We start from the raw sequence: 20,460 nt of genomic DNA on the forward strand, positions 1-20,460 counted from the left end.
CGTCCCGTCACCGCTGCCCGTCCCGCACAGCAGGGGCCGGGGCCCACGCCGGCCTCCCGTGCGGGGTGGGAGACCACCCGTTCGGCGTATCTCCGGCGGGGCCGCCTCTGAGGAGGCGAGCCGCACGGTCTACCTGCCCTGCGGCACGCCCCCGGAGGACGACGCGCAGCCGTCCGTGAGACTTCAGCGAACTCAGTCCTCGGAGAACCGGATCCGCGCCCACAGGGGAAGGACAAACCAGCACAGCAGGTACCAGGCCAGGACCGCGGCCACCAGATAGGGCACGTACCCGTCGTGGGTCGCGACGCGCAGCACCAGCAGCAGGGCAGAGGTCATGGTGGCCAGCAGAAGGACAAGCCCCACGAAAGTGAGCCGGGATGCCCAGTGGACCGCCTGGGGCTTGATCCGTTGTCCCGACACCAAGCGGTGGAAGGACACAGGACCGATCAGTGCCCCGGTCGCCGAAGCGCCGAGGACGACCGTCACGATGTAGATGACCTGTTCGGTGTCGCCGAGTTGCGAGTAGTGCGGGGTGAACACGACCGTCAGCAGGAAGCCGAAGAGGATCTGCACGCCCGTCTGCGCGACGCGCACTTCCTGGATGAGCTCGCCCCACTGACGGTCGGCGCGCTCCTCGCGGGTCTCGTCGCGTCCGCCCCCAGACTGTTGCACGGAAGTGTCCTCGCCGTCGACGCTCATGCCGCCCTCCCATCCCGATGCCGCTCCTGTTCCGGTGCGTGTACCCGCGTACGGGCAGATGGTGCCCGGCACCGGTCCGTCGTGGTTGTCGCCACCGGCATCGAGGCCGCCGGCAGGGCGCGCTCAGGGCCGCATCAGTACCTTGATGGCGCCGTCGGCCCTTTCTGGAACATCTCAAGGCCTGCCCTGCCTGTTCACTTCAGGTGTGGTCAGGCCCCAGGGACGGCAGGACGGCGTCATATGCCGGGCGTCGTGCCCACCACGTCGAGGAAGAGCGGCTTTCGTTCGAAGCCGTCACGGCAAACCCCGCGCGTCCGACCACGCTGCGCGCCCTGCCCGGCACCGTGCTCCTACTGCGCCAGTCAGGGCGGGCCCCCTTGTCAAAGGGGTCGCAGGGTACAGCGGGCGACAATGTCGCGCAGGCTGCCGGTCTGCGCCATCAGCTCACGCTGGACGTGTGCGCCATTGCCAGCCTTGACGAGTTCGGCCAGGGCATCCTGAGCGGGTATCAGGTCACCGGAGTCCTCCAGGGCATCCCGTACGTGATCGAAGAGGGCGTGCACGACGCTCTCCGCGGGGGCGGGCTCCATAGTGGTGGGATGGATGAGCTGTCCGTCCAATCCCTCGCGGCCGGCCTTCCAGGTCGCCAGTCGCAGTAGACCCACGCCATGCCGGGATGGCGGCTGGTCGTCCTGCCATCGACGGGCGGCTGTTTCGACCAAAGCCCGTATCAATGTGGCAAGTAGAGCGGTGTCGGCCGCGTTCAGGCAGACGTCGGCCACCCTGATCTCCACTGTGGGGTACGTGCGGGAGAGTCGAGCGTCGAAGTAGATCACGCCCTCGTCCCGTAGGGCGCCGGTGGCGACCATGGCCTGGACCAGTTCGTGGTAGCGGTCCGCGGAGCCGAAGATCTCCACCGGGCCGGCCGATGGCCAGCGTCCCCATACCCGGCTGCGATAGCTGGCGCATCCGCTGTCTTTGCCTGCCAGAAGGGTGAGTTGGCGCTCATAGCGAGCAGAACCGACAGCCACGGCCGGATCCGGTCCAGGACAGCAGCGCCTTCTTCGTCGGAGTCCACGGACACATGGACGTGGCAGCCACCGGTCAGCTGCTCGTCCGCGGTGAGCCCGTACAGTTCCTGCATCCACTGGTACCGCTCCCCCGTGCTCAGGGACGGGCTTACAGGAAGGGGCGAGGTCGCAAGCGCGGCGACCGCCGCTCCCAGGCTCTCGGCGTGGCGTGCCGCCTCGGCGCGCCAGCGCGCGATCTCGGCGGTCAGGTCCTGCATCCGGGTCTGTGGGCGGGTGGCGAATTCCAGTTGCTGGCGCTGCAGCTCGGCCTCGAACACCTCGTCCGTGCCCGCGGGGTCACGGCGAGTCGAGGCCAGCACGACGGACGACAGTGCGCGCGGCTCAAACGTTTCGGCGTCCAGCAAGAGGAGTTCTTCCTCCACTCCCACGTGCGGGTCGTGTTCACGCCGCTGCGGAGTCGTCCTGCGGGCGGGCTCCGGGCAGCCGCAGGCGAGCGGCGATCACTGCGGCATCGACGTCGCTGGTGCAGGTCGCCACGCACAGCGTGTAGGACACGTCCTCCAGCCGCCGCACCTCGGAGTCTTCCGGGTTGAGCAGGCGCAGCGTCTCGTAGCGGTCGAGGAGGTCGTCCAGAACAGCGGGGTGGGCCATCAACATGCGCTTCTCCTGGTATCCGCGGCTCCGAAGCGGCCGTCCGCACACCGGCTACCCCCGCCCGCCGCCGTCACTCAGGGGAGCGGCGCCCCCGAGGCTGCTATGTCGTGTCAAGCCGCTCGGGGAAGCTCTTCGGGGTTCTGTTGGTTCCGTCGTTCGAGGATCTTGAAGATCTGGCGGCAGATGTTGCGTTTGAGGCATCGCTGCGCGTCGCGGGGGCTCTTGCCCTCGCTGATGCGGCGGGCGACGTACGTCTTCGTGGCAGGATCGAGCCGCATCCTGATCAGGGTGATCGTGTGCATCGCTCGGTTCAGCTGGCGGTCGCCGCCCCGGTTCAGCCGGTGCTTGTTGGTTAGCCCTGACGAGGCCGGGATCGGCGCGACCCCGGCGAAGGAGGCGAAGGCTGCCTCGGAACGGAACCGGCCCGGATGCGACCAGCTGACCAGGATCTGAGCTGCGGTGATCGGCCCGATCCCGAGCAACTCCAAGAGTTCAGGGGCCTGCTGGCGGACGAGCTGGAGAAGCTCGTTCTCCAGCTCGCGGGCTTCGACCTGGAGGTGCCGGATGCGCTGGGCGGTGCTCCGCATGGCACGGATGGTCATCCGGTGCTCGGTCGACAGCGCGGGGCGGTCGCGGAGGCCAGCGCAGCGTGTGACCTGCTGCGGTCGGCTGAGGCGACGCAGCTGGGCGCGGAGGTCGTCCGGCGCGGAGACAATCAGTGCCTTGAGCTGGTTGATGGCCGCCGTGGAGGCGTGCACGGCGCCTTGCCGGGTGGCCAGCAGCACGCGCATCGCCTCGCGTTCCCCGCGGCTTCGGGGCTGGATGACGTGCTCCGTGGCCAGGGCCTCACGGGCCGCGCGGATGGCGTCGAGCATGTCTGTCTTGCGGCCTCCCCGGACCGGCGGGCGCTTGGGACGGCAGACCTCGACGACGCGTTCACCAGCGTCTTCCAGGAAGGCGGCGAGGCCGGCGCCGTAGCTGCCGGTTCCTTCGAGTGCCCAGCAGCGTCGGCCGGGCACGTGCTGCTGGGCGAAGTCCAGCAGACGCTGGTAGCCGCGGATGTGTGCGGGTGTGTCGGTGGTCTCCAGGACGGCCCCGATGGGGCTGACGGCGGCTGCGGCGAGCGTGTCGCGGTGGGTGTCGACACCGATGACGCCGTCGACGTGTTCTGCGAGCATGGTCACGCGGTTGTTCTCCTCAGGGCGGACGGGCCGTGGTCGGCGTCGGCCTGGGTGGAGTCACCGCGTGGCGGAACTGTGATGAGTCACGCCGGAAGGCGGACAAGCTGCTGATCAAGCCAACGGGTGGGCCAGGCCGACGCCCGCGTCCGGCAGACATCTCGGGGGCACGGCAGTCCCTGACGGGACGCCAGTTATGTTGCGAGTCATGCCGGATCACGAGCGCCGAGCCTGGCAGCAACCCATCCCGGGCCGCAGAAGAACTCTCACAGTTATGTTCTTCGCGGTCCTGCAACGGGGCCGCTGGCCTCCGGGCCCGGTATGACTGTGTCCCCTCTGTCGAACGGATGACCTGGGGGGGGGTGGTGTCGCCGGGCCCGTGGGGTGCCGTCGGAGACGCTGATGAGAGACCCGGCCACCGCCCGGTCCGGCGCAATGCCGGGTACAGACGTGGGCGGCAGGTCTGCATAACGTGGATGCGCGAGCACGGTGCCACCGCCATGGCCGGCATGGCCAACGACCCGGAAGGGGTGCGATGTTCGACACCGAAGGCGTGGGCGTCTTCCTCGGAATGGACGTCGGCAAGACCGCTCACCACGGTCACGGGCTCACCCCGGCCGGGAAGAAGGTCTTCGACAAGCCGATGCCCAATAGCGAACCCAGGCTGCGGGCCGTCTTCGACAAGCTCAGGGCCAAGTTCGGCACCGTCCTAGTGATCGTGGACCAGCCCGCCTCGATCGGCGCCCTGCCACTGACCTGACCGACGAGATCACCGCCGAACTCACGGTACTGACCGGCTTCGACCAGGACCTCGCGGCCGAGGCCACCTCCCTCCACGATCCGATTACGGAACTCCTGCCTGAGTGCGCGCGCCATGCCGTAGGAGGTGACGGGATAGCGGCGACGAAGGAGGCGGCGGGGCCCCTGTGAGGCGCGAGCGCGCCCGCCGAGAGTAGGGCGGCCCCGCCTCCACTCAGGCCGCGTTTGAGATCCGCCTTGGATTTGTCGGTCCGACTGAGGCCGAAGAGGCGGCAGGGCGATCCGCCTTGGTGATGGGTAGGATCGGCAGGCCTGCGACGCCTGGCGCACGGTCCAGGCCAACACCTGGGGGCCGGCCGCCACCGACGTGAACGACGGCACCCGTTTCTGGTTGCTGTTCAACTCCACCTACGACGTTCACGGCCTCACCGCCTACTGAGGCGCCCGCAGGGGGCTCCGGCGCCGACCGCACGCGCCGGAGCCCGGCGGCCGCGGGGTGGGCGTGAGCTCCTCGGGCTTCCAGCCGGCGAAGTCGTTGGTGAGGCCAACGCCGGCGCAGTGAAGGCAGCGTCCCCGGCTGGGGCCCATGTCCCCGTTCTCGCAGCAGGGGCAGGCGTACCGGTAGACGGGGAGCTCGGCCCCCGGTATCAGCGGAGCGGGCAACTCCCGCCCCGGATCGGTGAGTTCATGACGACGTATCACGCAACTACGTCCATCAACCGATGGCCTTTGAAGACGGACCCTAGCCTTCGCCTGGCCCCTCGACGCCGTCGAAGCCGAGTCGGTGAGCAAGGGCCGCGGCCTCCGTGCGGCTGGAAACACCGAGTTTGGCGAGAATGTGCGACACGTGTGCGCTCACGGTCTTCTGCGAGATGAACAGGGCTTTCGCAATACGGCCGTTGCTGTATCCGCGGGCGACCAGGCGCAGAACCTCGGCCTCACGGACAGTGAGCGCTCGCAACGCTGTCGCGGACGGCCCACCGGTGGCTGAGGCCTGGCGGGACGTAGGAGAGATGCCGTCAGACAGTTCGTCCCCCTTGGGAAGGGCGATGCCCCCCCGGCGGGCGAGCGCTTCGATGTCGCTGTGGAGCTGCCGGGCACCGAGCGATCGTGCAGTCTCCCACGCCTGGTTCAGTACGGCTGCGACGTTCGGGCGCGGCGTGCGGACGGCCAAGGCGTCGGCCGCCCAGCGGCTTCGGGCGAAGGCCAGTTCGTACGGGCGCTCGAGACCCGTCAGCGCGTCCACGGCGCGGGCCCATGCCTCGGGGCAGGGGTCTCCCTCAGCCCGGGCGAGTTCCGCCTCGATCATGAGCTGGTACGCCTGCCAGACGGGCACCCTCACGGTGATCACGGCCGCATGCGCCCGGACAGCGGCGATGACCTGATCGCGTTCGGCGTTCCTGCCCGGTACCCATGCGGCGGCCTCCGCGGCGGCGGCGGCGTGCAGCAGCGGCAGGGAGTACCGCACGGTTGTGGCCGGCAGGCCTCGGGACAGGGCAGTGAACAGCTCCCGCCGGGCATCGCCCAGTCGGCCCTCCCGGGCGGCGATGCGGACAGCGACAGTGGCCAGCGGAATGAGCAGCTGCGGCTGCGGGTCCCGGGTGCCGTACAGCTCACGCGCGGCGGACAAGTGCCGTGCCGCCTCCCGCGACTCGCCACGGACGGACTCCGTTTCGGCGTTCAGAGCGGCGACGATGCCGCGGGCCTTGCGGGACCGGGCGAGCCGGGCGGCCTCCTCGGCCGCCCGTGCCGACTCGAGCCAGCGTCCCAGCGAGAACAGCGACAGGGCCCGGTTGCTGTGGACCCACGACTCGACGTTCGCCAGGCCGAGGCCGCGGCACAGCTCGGCGCTCTCGTCGCCCGCAGTTACCGCCTCCGCGGACCGGCCCAATCCCTCCAGTACGGAGGGCAGCATGATGCATACGCGGCCGATCAGTGCGACGGCGCGCAGTTCCTGCGCGCGGCGCAGCACCTCGCGCAGTTCGGTGACGCTTTCCTCGAACTCGTCGGTGCCGGTGAGCAGCCAGGCCCGCGTGACTCGGGCATTCAGTTCGCCGTATGCGTCGCCGACCTCTCGGGCGTAGCCGACCGCGCGCTCTGCGGCTCGCATGCTGTCCGGGCCTGGCTGGTGGCGGGCCCCCCACGCGGCGATGCGGCCGAGGATGTCGGCGTGCACGGCGGAGGACGGCAGCTCGCGCACCAGGTCCTGTGCGTGGTCGAGTTCCTTCTTGCCGTCGCCGAGCCCAAGGTCCTGCACGAGCTGAGCGTGCTCGGTCCAGAACCAGGCTCGGCGCAGGGTATTGACCTGCGAGTCCGGGAGGGCCAGGGCTTTGCGGCACAGAGTCACACCTCGGTCCCACTCACCGCTTATCCGCGCCGCCACCACCGCCTCGGCCAGCAGGTCGGTGTAGACGAATTCCTCGGTCCCTGCGCCGAGTGCAGGGTCCTGTGCGACCAGGGTGCCAGGTGCCCGCAGCGAGGTCCTGGCCGCCGACGGGATCGTCTCCCACAGCTCCATCGCGCGGGTCAGCAGGTGCAACTGCTCCGTGCAGGCGTAGCGTTCCTTTGCCTCGGCGGCAGCCGTCACGTAGTAGTTGAACGCCCTCGCCGGCTCGTGCGCCCCGGCCCAGTATCCGGCGAGGCGGGCGCTGTACTCCTCAGCAGGCGCCAGCGTGGGATGGGCTTCCAGCGCCTCGGCGGAGCGACGGCTCAACCGGCCACGCTCACCGGGCAGCACATCGTCGTCGGCCGCCTCGAGGACCAGCGTGTGGCGGAACCGGTAGCCATCCGGCGTGGCACGGAAAAGCTGGGAGTCAACGACGGCACGCACCGCTTCGACCAGTTCTGCCTCCGGAAGGTCGGACGCCGCCCGCAGGAGGGCGTGCGGGACGGCACCACCGCTCACGGCGGCGATCCTCACGACCTCCTGTGCCGCGTCGGGCAGCGCGTGGATCCGAGCGAGCAGGAGGTCGCGGAGCGTGTCGTTCAGCGCGGCATCCGGGCCGAGACGTCCGGCGTGTACGAGTTCCTCGACGAAGAAGGCGTTGCCGTCGGACCGCTCGAGGGTCCGGTCCACTACCGAGGGATCCGCCGGCGCCCCCAGGAGCGCTGTTACCTGTGCTCTCACCTCATCCCAGGTGAAGGCGGGCAGGGTGATGCGGAGCAGGTTGCGCAGCCTAGCGGCCTCGGCAAGAAACGGGCGCAGCGGATGGCGCCGGTGGAGGTCATCGGAGCGGTAGGTGCCGATGATCAGTACACGCCCCGAGCGCAGTGACCGGAACAGGTACAGCAGCAGGTGCCGAGTGGACGCATCAGCCCACTGCAAATCCTCCAGCACGAGGACGAGAGCACGCTCCGCAGACAGCCGCTCCAGCAGCCCAAGGGTGAGTTCGAACATCCGCGCCGGTCCCTCGTGAGGCAGGAAGGAGGCGCCGGAGTCAAACATTTCTGATGCGACGTGTCCCAATTCCGGCATGATGCCGGACAGTTCGGTCGGCAGGTCGGCCATCGGGAACGGGCCCATGTCGTCGGCCGACCCACCAGCCGACTGGCGCAACGCTGACCGCAGCGCGGCCAGAGGCGCGGCGAAGGGCACCTCCTCCGCGCCCGTCTCGATGCAGCCGCCCACCGCGACGAGGGCCCCCCGGCTCCGGGCCGCCTCGGCCAGTTCCGCTACCAGACGCGACTTGCCCACCCCGGCCTCACCGCCGACGAGCACCATCCGGGACTCACCTGCGGCCGCGTCGACGAGCGCCCGCGTGAGCGTGGCCATCTCCTCGTCACGACCGATGAACACGGGGCTGACCATGACATCCTCCACACAAGCGATCATCGCACGAGACGCGATTCCGCCTGCTGACCCGCCCGATGGCCGTGTCCGGGCCACAGTGGACCCGCGCAACCGCTCACGGCAAGGAAGTCCGCGGATCGTCAGCCGGTAGTCACGTCGGGCACCATTCGCACCCGGACCTTGCCCGCCGCCGACCACGCGTGGTGCAGGGCCAACTCGGCCGTCTCCCCCTCGGTGAGGACGATGGACACCAGACCGCGCTGGTCGCTGATCGAATCGATTCGCGATCCACGGTCCTGGACGGGGTACAAACGGGGGCTCCCGGGGTGCTTTGCCAGGGTGGGCCCGCCCTCAACAGATGCGACGATACCGGGCTCCGGTGCGTACAGGCCGACGGCCGCTGCGCCGGTAGGCGGCGGCGGGACCATGTCCATGAGGGCGGGACGCTCCCCCAGCGCCATCTCCACCAGCGCCTGGTGGACGTCGAACCCGGCTGCACGCCGCATGAGCTCCCCGATCACAACGCCTCCGAGCCGGGGGTTGACCTCGACTGTCTCCACACCCTCGGCCGTCCGGATGAACTCCGTGTGCGTGAAGCCGTGCCGGTAGCCAACGGACGCCAGCACCCGCGACACGTGCTCCCGGATCTCTGCCTCCAAGGCGTCCGGCAGCGCGACGGGGAAGGAAGCCGACTCCTCGCGGAAGTCGGGCTCGGGGGACAGCGTGCGACTGCAGACTCCAAGCAGCCGCGTCTGTCCGTCCCAGGTCAGGGTCTCCGCGCTGTACATGGGGCCGATCAGGTACGTCTCGGCCGTCAAAGGCCTGCCACCCAGAGACACGGACCGCCGGGCGGCCTCCAACACGTCGGAGAATTCCTCCTTGTCCCGAACCAGCCACACATTGCGGCTGCCGGCACCGGCCACGTCCTTGACGACGCACGGGAAGTCCAGGAACGGGACCAGGTCGTCCGCCGCGGAGGACGCGGCAGGGTCGAAGACCTGGCTACGCACCCGGGACAGGCCGTGGCTGCGCAGATGCTCACGGAATCCGCCCTTGTCGCGCAGCAGCGCCACTGCGGCGGGGTCGGCGTGGGGCAGTCCGAGCTGTCGTGCGACGTGGATGGCTTGGTCGCTGACGGTGTCCACCATTCGCAGCACCCCGGCCACGCCGCCGGGCATATCGCGGAGCACGGCCAGGACGCGGTCGGCGTCATCGGTATCCACGTCGACCACCGTCAGCGATCCTGGCGCCGCCAGGGCGAGCTCGTGCAGATAGCGGGAACGGTCGGCTGTGAGCAACACCAGCCCGTGGCCGCGACGCCGGGCGGCCGCGGCAAGGTGGTCGAGACCGAAGTTGAGGGCTTCAACGGCGGCGATGACGGACAACAAGAACCTCCAAGGGGAAACGGAGAGAGTGGCTGCACAGGACGAAGCCGGGAGCACCCCCGTCAAGAACTCACGGTGTCGGTCAGTCCGGCCGCCCCCGACCGTTCGGCGTCGTCCTTCCCCCAGACTCGACGGGCGCTCCCGTCGAATCTGAGCAAGACGAAGGCGCAGCTCGCCAGCAGACCGACAGCCGCACAACCCGCCCAGAGCACCGCGGCGCCGGCGCGGTCCAACACGACGCCGCCGACAATCGGCGCGACGAAGGACGCGGCCGCCGTTCCGAAGCCGAAAACGCCCTGGTAGCGGCCTCTGAGATGCAAGGGCGACATGTCGGCGACCGCTGCAGCGGATGTGGGCGCGAAGACCATTTCGCCGACCGTCCAGATCACCACACCGAGCCCGTAGACCAGTGCGGCGTTCCCAGCGAAGGCCGTCACGCCGAACCCTGCGCCGAACATTAGGGCGGCCCCGGTGAGCAGCGGGCCGGATCGCCGGCCACGCAGCCACCGCGTCAGCGGGATCTGCAGCAGCACGACCACCAGGCCGTTGAGGCTGATCACCAGGCCGTACGTGCGCGCGCTGAGCCCCTCGCCTTCCATGGCCACCGGCAGCGTTGTCACGCCCTGGTGGAACAGCAACCACAGTGCGAAGGCAACGGCGGTCAGCGCCAGCAGCCGGCCGTCGCGGAGGGCCAGGGTCAGGCCGCGTGCGGCGGCGGGTCCGGCCGTCGGCGCCGAGCCCGCGTCCTGCGTGGGCGGGCGCGTCTCGGGGAGCCGCTGCCACGCGATGAGTCCGCAGGCCAGCGTCGTCACCGCGTCGCCGATGAAGATCCACACAAAGTCGGCCCGTACGAGGAACCCGGCCATCACGGAGGACAGACCGAAGCCGACGTTCACCGCCCAGTAATTCAGCGAAAAGGCGCGCTGCCGGTCCTCCGGACGCACGAGGTCCGAGATCATGGCCGAGAGCGCGGGGCGTGGCGCGGAACTGCCGGCGCCGAAGAGGAATGTCAGCGCGGCGATGGCGGCGACCTGCGTGGTCACGGCCAACGCGGCCGTGACGGCCGCGGTCACGACATACGAACCGGCCATGGTGGCCCGCCGCCCGAGCCGGTCGCTCAGTTCACCGCCGGCCAGCGAGCCCGCAACCGAGCCGAGGCCGAAGCACGAGACCACCAGTCCGGCCTCAGTGGCGGAGAACCCCCGGTCGAGAGTGAGATAAAGGGTCAGGAACGGATAGACAAAAGTGCCCAGCCGGTTCACGAGAGTGCTCGACCACAACCACCAAAAGCCCCGAGGCAGCCCCCGGAACATGGCCCCTCTCGCCCACCGCACATCCGGCATAGCATCGCTCCTCGCTTACCGGCTGTCCGGTCACCCTGAGGATGGCCCACCAGCCTGATCCTCCTCATCGGGAGAAACCCTCGGTTCGGCGCGGCGCGTACCTTAGATGTTCAACGGAGTCGTTTGTGCCGTGTCGGCTTGGACGGTCGTGGGACTGTTCGTGGGGACAGGGTGTCGCGTCCGTGGATGCAATTCGGACGAACTGTCGCGTTGATCGCACCGACAGCGACGGCGCTGACACCCGCCGACTGGCCGCACCTGGTCCGGGCGAAGGTCCACGCCCGTCATCCCGATCCAGTACCGCGGCGACTTCATCGAGGGATGTCACACCAACACCGGACTCACCCGTCGCTACCATGCCCACAAGCGCAGGTACCGGTGCCGTGCACGCCGTGACTACTCGTGTCGGTCATTACGGAGGTCTCCTGGATACGGAGACCGACCTGTCGACAGCGTCCGCGGTTCAGGCCCGGGGGTTGTCCGTATGATCGTCGGGCACCCAGCGCAGCAGGTCGCCGGGTTGGCAGCCGAGGGTGCGGCAAATCGCGTCGGGTGTCGTGAATCGCACCGCCTTCGCGCGTCCGTTCTTCAGCACGGCGATGTTGGCGGGCGTGATGCCGACCGCCTCGGCGAACGCGCCGACCGACAGGTTGCGCCTGGCGAGCTGGACGTCGAGGTCGACGAGGATCGCCATCAGACCACCTCGGCGATCTCGGTCTGCAAATCCGTCGCCTTCCGCAGGAGGCTTCGCATGACGGCGACCAGCAGCACGAAGGCCACCCCGATGCCGACGCTCACGGTCGCGGCGCCCAGAGCGCCGATGACCTCCATGCCGTCGTCGGGAGTGGGAACGTCGGTCAACGCGAGATGCCCGGTGACCCCGAGTGCCAGCACCGTCGCGACGACCGAGGACCCGATGATGATGTCGACCCACCGGAATGCCCGCGACGTGAAGATCGCATCCCGCCGGACCATCGCGAGCAGCATCCACACCGCGATAAGGGCGACTTGGACGCAGGCGACGCCGGCGATCGCCACCGCCACGTAGGGCGCGGCAAAGGGGCCGTAAGGCGGGAAGCGGTCCACCTCGTCGGCCGCCGTCGCGGGGATGACCACGATCTGACCGAAGAGCCCGGCCAGGAATGCCACGATGACACCGACTCGGAGCGTGGCGATACTGAAACGCTGCATGTATCGATTGTCGATCAATATCGATCGATAGTCAATAGATCTTTCGAAGGGTCCCGCCTGCTCGGCCGTACACGTCCCGCTACCATCGGGTGCTGGCTCAGCGTGATATGTCGTCATGAACTCACGGATCAGGACTGGGAGTTACTCGCTCCGCTGACATCGCGGGCTGCGACAGGTCCAGACCCAGGCCGATGCGGCCGGCGACATCGACTGGCCCGTCCAGATCGACTCCACCATTGTCCGCGCCCAGCATGCCGCCGTCAGCGGCAGAGAGAGGCGAGCCACAGGCCGGGCCGCCCGCACCGGCCCGGGCCGACCGCGCTGCAGGCCCGGATCGGGTCCGGCGACACGGCCTACCCTTCCGCGCCTACCTGCGCAAACGCGGGATCGCCCACGCCATCCCCGGGACCGACCAACAACGGCACCGCCAAGCCCCTGGTCGCCACGGCGGCGGACTCCCGAAGTCCGACCGGGAAATCTACCGCCGCCGCAACACCAACGAACGCCCGTTCGACCGAGCGCACCTCCGCCATGCGTGCACCATCCATCCCTGCCCACCGGTCTCGGCGCCAGGTCCTCCCGTCAATCGGGTACCACCGACCCGGCCTACCCAGATCTGGGGTGTGGTCGCGCGCTACCTGGCGTTGCCGAGAACGCGCGGCGCCACGTCAGCGGTTGGAGTTCTTGATCAAGTCAGAGGCCCGTTCGGCGATGGCAAGAACGGTAGCGTTGGTGTTGGCTGCCACGATGGATGGCATGACCGAGGCGTCAGCGATGCGCACTCCGGTGACACCGCGCACCCGCAGTTCCTCGTCGACCACCGAGCTGTCGTCAACACCCATGCGGCAGGTGCCCACGGGATGCCAGTAGGCCACAACGCTTGTGCGGGCGTACTCGGCCAGTTCCTCGTCTGTCTCGCGGAGCCCAGGGAGGATTTCCTCGCCCCGCCACGGGGCGAGCGCGGGGGCCTGACCAATCTGCCGGGCCAAGCGGAGAGCGGAGACCATGGCCTGCTCGTCACGCAGATCGGCGTAGCAGTTGGGGTCGAGTATCAAGGGAGCATCCACAGACGGCCCGGAGAGGCGGACCGTGCCCCGACTGCGCGGAGTCATCAGCGACACGAGGAACGAATAGCCGTGCCCATACTCCACGGCAGGAGCCAAAGGTGCCTCGCTGAGGATGAGCTGAACGTCAGGGGCTTCCGCGTCAGGTGTGCTGCGTATGCGCACACCTACCTCGGCGTGATTACCAGAGGTGCCTGGAACTTCCCGCGACGCGCTGTAAGTAACGGTGGTAGTGGGGTGATCGTGGTAGTTGGAACCGACCTCGGGTGCGTCCACCAGAACATCCACCCCGATCTCGCGCAGGTGGCAGGCAGGGCCGATGCCGGAGAGCATCAGCAACTGCGCCGAGCCCATGGTGCCCGCAGTCAGTACTACCTCACGCGAGGCATCGGCCAACGTCGTCTCGTGCCCGGCCGTGTACTCGACACCTACACAGCGGTCGCCGTCGAATCGCAACCGTCGCACCAGCGCGTCGGTCACCACTTCCAAGTTGACACGATCAACGACGGGGAGAACATACGCGTCGGCCGCACTCTGCCGCATTCCGTCGACGATGTTCACGTCGAACAGTCCGACACCGTCCTCCTGCCCGTCGGCGAAGTCCACGGTGCGCGGATGCCCGGCCTCGACCGCAGCCTCACCAGCGGCCCGCATCACCGGGTGCACATCTCCCGCTGGGCCCACACGCATGGGCCCGCCTTGACCTCGCACCGCAGTGTCTCCACTCCGGGCGGTCTCCGTACGCTTGAAGTACGGCAGCAGATCGTCGTATCCCCAGCCCTTTAGACCAACTTCAACCCAAGCGTCATAACTAGTAGCGTGTCGTTGCTTAATCCTGGGTTATTTGGTTGGGATGGTGGTGTCCGGCAGATGTTCCTTCCCTTCTGCCGGACGGGAGTTGGTGTGATGGGTTCGCAGAAGAAGAGGCCGGTGGTGCTGACCGCGGCCGATCGTGAAGTGCTGGGTCGGGTGACCACGACGGGGGTCCATCCGGCCTCGGTGATCAGGCGGGCGCGGGTGCTGCTCGCGCTGGACACCTCTGCTGGTGAGATCGACTCCCAGGATGCGATCGCTGCCCGGGTCGGGGTCTCGGGCGAGACGCTGCGGCTGGTGGCCAAGCGGTTCGCCGAGAGCGGTGGTGACGTCGAGGCGACGATCCAGCGGAAACCGCGGGATCTCCCGCCGGTGCCCTCGCCGGTGACTGGTGAAGTCGAGGCCCGGCTGATCGCCCTGGCGTGCTCCCAGCCTCCTGCAGGCCGTGCCCGGTGGTCGCTGCGGCTGCTGGAGAAGCACGTCGCCCTGGTCGAGGGCATCCCCGATCTGGACCACTCAACCATCGGGCGGATCTTAAAAAACGAGGCTGCGTCCTCATCTGAGGAAGTGCTGGACCATCCCACCACGAGCAAACCCGCAGTTCGCGGCCCGGATGGAAGACGTGCTGGCCGTCTATGCCCGACCTTATGACCCGGCCCGCCCAGTGGTGTGCATGGACGAGAAGCCCTACCAACTCCTCGCCCATGCCCGCGACCCGCTCCCGGCCCGCCCCGGCCGCGACGCCCGCCAGGACAGCGAGTACATCCGCTGCGGCACGTGCTCGATCTTTGTGTGGGTTGAACCCCTGCGCGGGTGGCGCCGAGTAGACGCCCAGCCTCGTCGCACCCGGATCGACTGGGCCGGCCAGGTCAAGCGATTACTGACCGAGGACTACCCCGACGCCGAGACCGTGGTCCTGGTCATGGACAACCTCAACACCCACGACATCGCCTCACTGTACGAAGCATTCGAACCAGCCGAGGCCTTCGCCCTGGCCCAACGCCTCGAGATCCACCACACCCCCAAACACGGGTCATGGCTCAACATCGCCGAGATCGAACTCTCCGCACTGACCCGGCAATGCCTCGACCACCGCATCGCGGACCTCGACACCCTCAACACCGAACTCTCAGCCTGGCAGAACACCACCAACACCGACCAACGTCAGGTCAACTGGCAGTTCACCACCCACGACGCACGCACCAAACTCCGCCACCTATACCCCACACATTAGCTGCGACAGTCTACTAGAGCGATGCGCGCGCAGGAAAATCATGCCGTTCATCGCCGACGAGCCGCCTAGACCTCGGCCGCGCGGCTGCATGACGCTAGTGCCGGTGTGCTTCATCCGGACCGACATATCGCCCCAGTTCTGGGGGGTCTGCATCAGCGCCGGCCATGCCGCCGGAACCGCCGACAGGCGCGGCAAAGTACGGCTGCCGGCCTCCAGCAACAGCACACGCGCGGAGGGATCCTCTGACAGTCGCGCAGCCAACACGCAACCAGCCGAGCCACCCCCCACAACAATGTAGTCATACTCAGACATGACAACCCCTCTCCGTTCCGCAGACATATCAGGATCGGGCCGAATGCATTTCTGTCGGTGTCTCACACCGCGACGGCCGCGCAGCTGCCTTGAAAGGGCGAGCGAGCCCCCGCTCACACAGGCCATCCAGACGCCCCAGAGCCGAGTTCGAAAATCAGCCAAAGTTCCGCCACTCGTGACATCGCGCCAGTGACATAGCGGGTAGCAGCAAGCGACTGCCCGAAAGTACGGCCGGTCGCACTTCTATGTCAAACCCAAGCTCACGACTCGCGGGCAAGGACAACATGCACACCTAAGGTAGCTACGGCGTGAAAGCGAGTAGTTTTTCCGATGCGGTTCAGACCTCAACGCGTGCAACCTTCCGAGGTATGGGAACGAACCCTCGGCTCGCAGCCGATGATTACTCTCGCTCGCGGAAGGGGAAGTTAGCGCTTCTCTAGCGAGTCGTCGCAGTTGGTGACATCTGGCCGGCACTACCGTAACGGTGCAGGGCCGCGGGACGGTTGAATCAAGGCGTGAGCCGCGCCATTTCGTGGGAGCCCCGCGACAGGGGGGGAATACAGTCAGCTGGGAGGTCCCCCGCCAATCGACCTTGTTCCGCAGGCAGCCGTTTCCCCATTAGCCGGTGGTAATGGACGCCTAGAGTTCCCTTTTATCGAGAACGGATCACCGCCATGCCCGCGACCAAGCGCCGCCAGGCCGAAAGCGGCACTCCGGGTGCGTCATGCCGATGGCGCACAGCAGTCCCAGGAGCCCGGCGCCGAACTCGGAGAGGTCGATTTCGGCACCGGGTACTACCGCAAGCTCTTCACTTCCTTCGGTGTCGGCGAGGACGGCCGGATCGCCGCTTCCGAGTTGGTCGCTCGGCTCCGGGAGTCCGGTGTCTCGGACACCGATCCGCGGGTCACAGAGGTGTGGGCGGCGTTGCGCCGGGGGGTCGACATCGACGGCCGCTCCCGAATCGACCTCGACCGGTTCATCGACCTGTGCAAGATGGGCGGTGGTGTCGTCGCAAAGTCCATCCGAGGGGACTTCGTGATCCCGGACTTCGGTACGTTGCAGACCGAGATATCCGGGATCTACGAGAGCCTCCGGCGGGTCGGTGGGCACGTCGCGGACTACATTCCGCAGCTCGGCCGGGTCGATCCGGAGAAGTTCGGGATCGCGTTGTGCACCATCGACGGGCAGCGTTTCGCGGTCGGTGACGCAGACACCCTTTTCTGCGCGCAGTCGGTGTGCAAGCCGGTCAACTACGGTCTGACGCTGGAGGAGCACGGCGCCGATGTGGTGCACCGGCATGTGGGCCGGGAGCCCAGTGGCCGTGGTTTCAACGAGCTTACGCTGAACAGTGACGGCCTGCCGCACAACCCGATGATCAACTCGGGTGCCATCATGTCGTGCTCGCTTATCCGTCCGCAGCAGGACACGGCCGACCGTTTCGACTACGTCGCCGAGACCTGGCGCAGGCTGTCCGGCGGCGGCACGGTCTGGCTTCACCAACGCAGTCCATCTTTCCGAACGCCGCGCCGCGGACCGGAACTTCGCGCTCGGCTACTTCATGCGGGAGCACGGTTCCTTCCCCGGGGGCACCGATCTGGTGGAGACACTGGAGTTCTACTTCCAGTGCTGCTCGATCGAGGTCGACGCGCGGTCCCTGTCGGCGGTGGCGGCGTCGCCGGCATGCACGGCATTACTGGCACCAGCCTGACCGGCACCATCCCGGTATTCGCATTCGCCACCCTCCAGATGATGTCCGCCGTCATCACCCCAGCCCTCATCGGCGGATCGATTGCGGACCGTGCCGAGTTCGGCGCCTGGATGCTGTTCATCACGTTGTGGGTGACCCTGGTCTACTTCCCCGTCGCCCACTGGGTGTGGCAGGCCGCCGACTGGATCTTCAAGCTCGGAATAGTGGACTTCGCCGGCGGCACGGCCGTACACATCAACGCCTGCATGGCGGCGCTCGGCGCGCTCCTGGTCCACCGAAACCGCCTACACACCGGTGAATCCCCTCCAGCCGCCTCACCCCCTTCCGGGGTCCTTCTCCCCACTGACATGACAGGCCCATACACCCGTGAGAGGCAGCACGTGCGACACATGACCTTCGAAGGCAACGACCGGCTCACGCCGGGCGCCCACGAGCTCACCATCGACGGCGTCAGGCAGCGCTACCACGTGGCGGGCCGCGGCCCTGTGTGCCTGGTCCACCCCGGTGGGCCCGGAAGCCACTGGGGATACATGCGAATGCCCCTGGTGGAGCGCCACATGACAACCGTCTACGTTGCTCCCGTAGGCGCGGGCGAGTCCGGTGAACTGCCGGACGGGCAGTACTCCACGGCACGTTTCGCCCGCTTCGTCGACGGACTGGTGGGTCATCTTGCGGTCCCGGAGATCTACTTCCTGGGCCACTCCGCAGGAAGTTTCGCCGGCCTCCAATACGAACTCGACCACCCGGGCAAGCTGGCCGGGCTCATCCTCTACGGCGGGGCTCCCGTATTCGGCCCGGACCTGTACTCCGAGGCGGACACCCAGATCAGCGCCTTCGAGAAGCGCCACGCAGACCAACCCGGCATGCCCGATGTGGTGGACGCCTACCGGTCGAGGTTGCCGCGGGCGAACAAGGCCGAACTCATGGCATACATGGGCAGACTACTGCCCGCCTACTTCGCCGACTACTGGAGCCGGGAGGAGGAACTGCGGGAATGGTCACAGGCTGTCGAAATCGAGTATGCCCCCGCCAAGTACCGGGGGAACTGGGACGTGCGGAACGAACTTACCAAGGTAAGTGTCCCCACGCAGATCCTCGTCGGCCGTCACGACTGGATATGCCCGGTCCGCTGGTCCGAGGAGATGCACGAAAAGATTCCTGGTTCGCGCCTGACCGTCTTCGAACATAGTGGCCACTTCCAGCACGTGGAAGAGGCCGAAAAGTTCGCAGCCACCATAGCCGACTTCCTCGCCGACACCTCGGCGACCGAGTAGTCCGGCAGATGCCCGGATGCGGCGCGGCAGCCTCAGCGTATGCACCTCGGGCGTCGGGTAAGCAAGGAGTGGTCGCAGCCGCCGCCCTGCTGCCCGCGACCTCCGGCCCAGGCGCCGCGGCTTGGCTGTTGCGGGGCTTCGTGCTGACACTGGCTGTTCTGGCACCCGGGAAGTTCCTGGGCTTCCGGACGGCCGCCGGGATCGTGGCCGACATTCGGGCGCCGGCGGTCCTCGTCCCCGTAGTCGGGATGCCTTGGCGAAAGTCCCGCCGTCGGCGCAAGCGCTGACGCAGCATTCGAGTCTTCCTTCCACCTCCGCCGCCCAGGTCGGCTGGGCGGCTGGGCGGCTGGGCGGCCGTATGCGCGGTGCTGATCGCCCTGCGTCGGAACTCCTTCGGCTTCGTCGACTCCGGCATGTGAATATCAATGTAACGAGCGACAGGATCAGCATCGCAATGACATTTGGCATAGGCGTGCAGGTGACGAGACTGACCGTCCGGCACGCCAGAGGACCGCTCTCGACGCGCTCGATCTCACTCTCCGCCCCGGTGTACACGGATTGCTCGGCCCAACGGCGCTGGCAAGACCCCACTGAACTGGAGATTGTCCTTGACCGTTTCAGAGCTCTTCGCGACATTGCCCCGGTGAGCGTTTGCCTGATGAGACTCTTCCCGGAGTGGGCCGTCGAACGCAAGTGCCAAGGTCGCTGGCTGACACCGCCCCCGCAGGCGTAGCGGCGTGACAGCCCGGCGCTGCATTCCGGGACAACCCTTAGGGGCAGTTCTTAGAGCCCGCTCCCTCGTTAGGTGGCTTAGTGCTGGAGGCGGCCTTGTGGCGAGCTGCGCTATCCCGATAAGTCGCCAAGGCTGGGATGGGATAGACTTCGAATTGAGATTCGAGGTTATTGTATTGCGTGCAGGGTGCGCCAAGAATTGTGACGATGGCTTTAGGAGCTTCGGGTGACGTATTACCCAGATCTTTCACCCTATGAATATCTGGAGCCTCGCATGCGGCAGTCTGAGCCCGCAAATATGGCGCCGTTGAATATTGGATGGCTTGATGAGTCGCACGAGTTTCCGACTGGGAAGTGCCCGGATGGCCTCCTAGATGCACTGCTGGAGGCAATTGTTGAGCGACGGATAAATCAGACCAGGGGCTGTCATCCGTGTTATCTGTGCAGGAGGGATTGGATTCGGGTTGAGAACCCATTTGATCCGAAGGGGAAGAGTCTCCTGGGTTCCGCAGAGATTCGCGTGATCGGTGTAAGTGGAGTGCTCTATGCGGCGCCGACGCTGATAGCGCATTACGTGGCTGAGCACGACTACCTTCCCCCGTCTGATTTTCGTGCAGGCTTGATACTGTTCAATTGATTTTCGCTAAACTACTTGCGACACCGTCACCCGCGACTTCGGCCCGGACTGCCACGGCCTCACCTCCAACGCGCTCGGCGGCAGTGGCGCGGCCGGGGCCACCCTCCTCCCAGGTGCTCCCGGACGACCGACACCAGCCGGTGGATCGAGGTAAGACGCCAGGGCCGCTCTTGACGATGAGCTGTCAACCTCTATGCCGCGTCAGCTGAGCCGACTATTCTCCCCGCAACCGACCGCCCTAAATCCTTCGAGGGCGAGGCGGGCTCCATGTCGACACCATGAACGGGGCATCCGTGAGATACAAGAAGTTCGCCGCTGTAGCCGGTGCTGTCGCCGCACTGATCGTCGGATCAGGGGCCTCGCCCGCTACCGCTCAGAGCAACGGCGAGTGTACCTGGGGTGCTTACGTCGGGGACAGCACCGTCGCGACGAGGGCAGGACCTGGCGGCCCGCCGACGCCGTCCCGGCGACGACAGGCGGTACACATCCCCCTCGCCTCCTTGAGACCCACCGTCTCCAACATGTTGTCTCTCCCCTCCGCCCCCGGTGCGTGTGTCTTTCGCCCCCCGTCCGGCGGATTCCACCAGCTCGTCCGGCCGCCGCCAAACCTACGCTGCGTGTCCGGAGCCATCTCGTCTCCGGCCCTGGACTCCCAC

At 67.4% G+C, this 20,460-nt stretch carries 14 protein-coding genes and 2 pseudogenes; 5 read left to right on the forward strand and 11 right to left on the reverse strand.

Going from position 1 to position 20,460, the window contains the following annotated elements; genetic code table 11:
• Positions 1-192 precede the first annotated feature (192 nt).
• The 4 genes and pseudogenes from OIE69_RS00960 to OIE69_RS00975 all read right to left on the reverse strand — a co-directional run bounded on the left by OIE69_RS00960 (position 193) and on the right by OIE69_RS00975 (position 3,568).
• The gene (locus OIE69_RS00960; RefSeq protein WP_326570017.1) at positions 193-699 is read right to left on the reverse strand and encodes a DUF6328 family protein; all 507 of its coding nucleotides are present in this window, start codon (positions 697-699) and stop codon (positions 193-195) included.
• A gap of 380 nt (positions 700-1,079) precedes the next feature.
• Positions 1,080-2,158: pseudogene (locus tag OIE69_RS00965) on the reverse strand (glutamate--cysteine ligase).
• A 13-nt stretch (positions 2,159-2,171) separates the two neighbouring features.
• Positions 2,172-2,387, reverse strand: a complete 216-nt coding sequence (locus OIE69_RS00970) for a DUF5133 domain-containing protein (RefSeq protein ID WP_326570018.1) — start codon at positions 2,385-2,387, stop codon at positions 2,172-2,174.
• A gap of 107 nt (positions 2,388-2,494) precedes the next feature.
• Positions 2,495-3,568, reverse strand: coding sequence for an IS110 family RNA-guided transposase (locus OIE69_RS00975; protein WP_455550595.1), 1,074 nt, complete (start codon positions 3,566-3,568; stop codon positions 2,495-2,497).
• Between the two features lie 529 nt (positions 3,569-4,097).
• Between OIE69_RS00975 and OIE69_RS00980 the strand changes: the two are divergent.
• A pseudogene (locus OIE69_RS00980) lies at positions 4,098-4,426 on the forward strand (IS110 family transposase); the annotation flags it as partial.
• 637 nt (positions 4,427-5,063) lie between these two features.
• Here OIE69_RS00980 and OIE69_RS00985 read toward each other — a convergent pair.
• The 6 genes from OIE69_RS00985 to OIE69_RS01010 form a co-directional block, all read right to left on the reverse strand.
• Positions 5,064-8,309 (reverse strand): helix-turn-helix transcriptional regulator, encoded by a 3,246-nt coding sequence (locus OIE69_RS00985; protein ID WP_326570019.1) that lies wholly within the window; start codon positions 8,307-8,309, stop codon positions 5,064-5,066.
• The gene (locus tag OIE69_RS00990) at positions 8,252-9,496 is read right to left on the reverse strand and encodes an ATP-grasp domain-containing protein (protein ID WP_326570020.1); all 1,245 of its coding nucleotides are present in this window, start codon (positions 9,494-9,496) and stop codon (positions 8,252-8,254) included. The genes OIE69_RS00985 and OIE69_RS00990 overlap by 58 nt, the downstream gene beginning before the upstream one ends.
• A 62-nt stretch (positions 9,497-9,558) precedes the next feature.
• Positions 9,559-10,839: an MDR family MFS transporter gene (locus tag OIE69_RS00995; protein ID WP_326570021.1), complete on the reverse strand. Its 1,281-nt coding sequence runs from the start codon at positions 10,837-10,839 to the stop codon at positions 9,559-9,561.
• Positions 10,840-11,302: 463 nt separating this feature from the next.
• Positions 11,303-11,533: a helix-turn-helix domain-containing protein gene (locus tag OIE69_RS01000; protein ID WP_326570022.1), complete on the reverse strand. Its 231-nt coding sequence runs from the start codon at positions 11,531-11,533 to the stop codon at positions 11,303-11,305.
• Entirely contained in the window at positions 11,533-12,048 is a 516-nt protein-coding gene (locus tag OIE69_RS01005; protein WP_326570023.1) for a DUF2975 domain-containing protein, read from the reverse strand. Before OIE69_RS01005 ends, OIE69_RS01000 begins: the two co-directional genes overlap by 1 nt.
• 650 nt (positions 12,049-12,698) lie before the next feature.
• Entirely contained in the window at positions 12,699-13,928 is a 1,230-nt protein-coding gene (locus OIE69_RS01010; RefSeq protein ID WP_326580886.1) for a GMC family oxidoreductase, read from the reverse strand.
• A 72-nt stretch (positions 13,929-14,000) separates the two neighbouring features.
• Between OIE69_RS01010 and OIE69_RS01015 the strand changes: the two genes are divergently transcribed.
• A complete protein-coding gene (locus tag OIE69_RS01015; protein ID WP_326570024.1) occupies positions 14,001-14,558 on the forward strand; it encodes a helix-turn-helix domain-containing protein in 558 nt (185 codons plus the stop codon).
• A complete protein-coding gene (locus OIE69_RS01020) occupies positions 14,485-15,141 on the forward strand; it encodes an IS630 family transposase (RefSeq protein WP_326580888.1) in 657 nt (218 codons plus the stop codon). Before OIE69_RS01015 ends, OIE69_RS01020 begins: the two co-directional genes overlap by 74 nt.
• Here OIE69_RS01020 and OIE69_RS01025 read toward each other — a convergent pair.
• Positions 15,124-15,453, reverse strand: a complete 330-nt coding sequence (locus OIE69_RS01025) for a GMC family oxidoreductase N-terminal domain-containing protein (RefSeq protein ID WP_326570025.1) — start codon at positions 15,451-15,453, stop codon at positions 15,124-15,126. The two genes, OIE69_RS01020 and OIE69_RS01025, sit on opposite strands and share 18 nt — an antisense overlap.
• Before the next feature lie 717 nt (positions 15,454-16,170).
• On the opposite strand from OIE69_RS01025, the gene OIE69_RS44930 reads away from it, so the two are divergent.
• Together OIE69_RS44930 and OIE69_RS44935 are read left to right on the forward strand one after the other, a co-directional pair.
• A complete protein-coding gene (locus OIE69_RS44930; protein ID WP_455550596.1) occupies positions 16,171-18,435 on the forward strand; it encodes an alpha/beta fold hydrolase in 2,265 nt (754 codons plus the stop codon).
• A 958-nt stretch (positions 18,436-19,393) separates the two neighbouring features.
• A complete protein-coding gene (locus tag OIE69_RS44935; RefSeq protein WP_455550597.1) occupies positions 19,394-19,804 on the forward strand; it encodes a DUF7919 family protein in 411 nt (136 codons plus the stop codon).
• Positions 19,805-20,460 lie beyond the last annotated feature (656 nt).

It is taken from the genome of Actinacidiphila glaucinigra (genome assembly GCF_035918135.1).
Classification (GTDB): domain Bacteria; phylum Actinomycetota; class Actinomycetes; order Streptomycetales; family Streptomycetaceae; genus Actinacidiphila; species Actinacidiphila glaucinigra.

Coding starts and splice junctions, on each gene's coding strand:
- OIE69_RS00960 (WP_326570017.1), bottom strand. CDS start 699: ATGAGCGTCGACGGCGAGGACACTTCCGTGCAACAGTCTGGGGGCGGA.
- OIE69_RS00970 (WP_326570018.1), bottom strand. CDS start 2,387: ATGTTGATGGCCCACCCCGCTGTTCTGGACGACCTCCTCGACCGCTAC.
- OIE69_RS00995 (WP_326570021.1), bottom strand. CDS start 10,839: ATGCCGGATGTGCGGTGGGCGAGAGGGGCCATGTTCCGGGGGCTGCCT.
- OIE69_RS01000 (WP_326570022.1), bottom strand. CDS start 11,533: ATGGCGATCCTCGTCGACCTCGACGTCCAGCTCGCCAGGCGCAACCTG.
- OIE69_RS01015 (WP_326570024.1), top strand. CDS start 14,001: ATGGGTTCGCAGAAGAAGAGGCCGGTGGTGCTGACCGCGGCCGATCGT.
- OIE69_RS01025 (WP_326570025.1), bottom strand. CDS start 15,453: ATGTCTGAGTATGACTACATTGTTGTGGGGGGTGGCTCGGCTGGTTGC.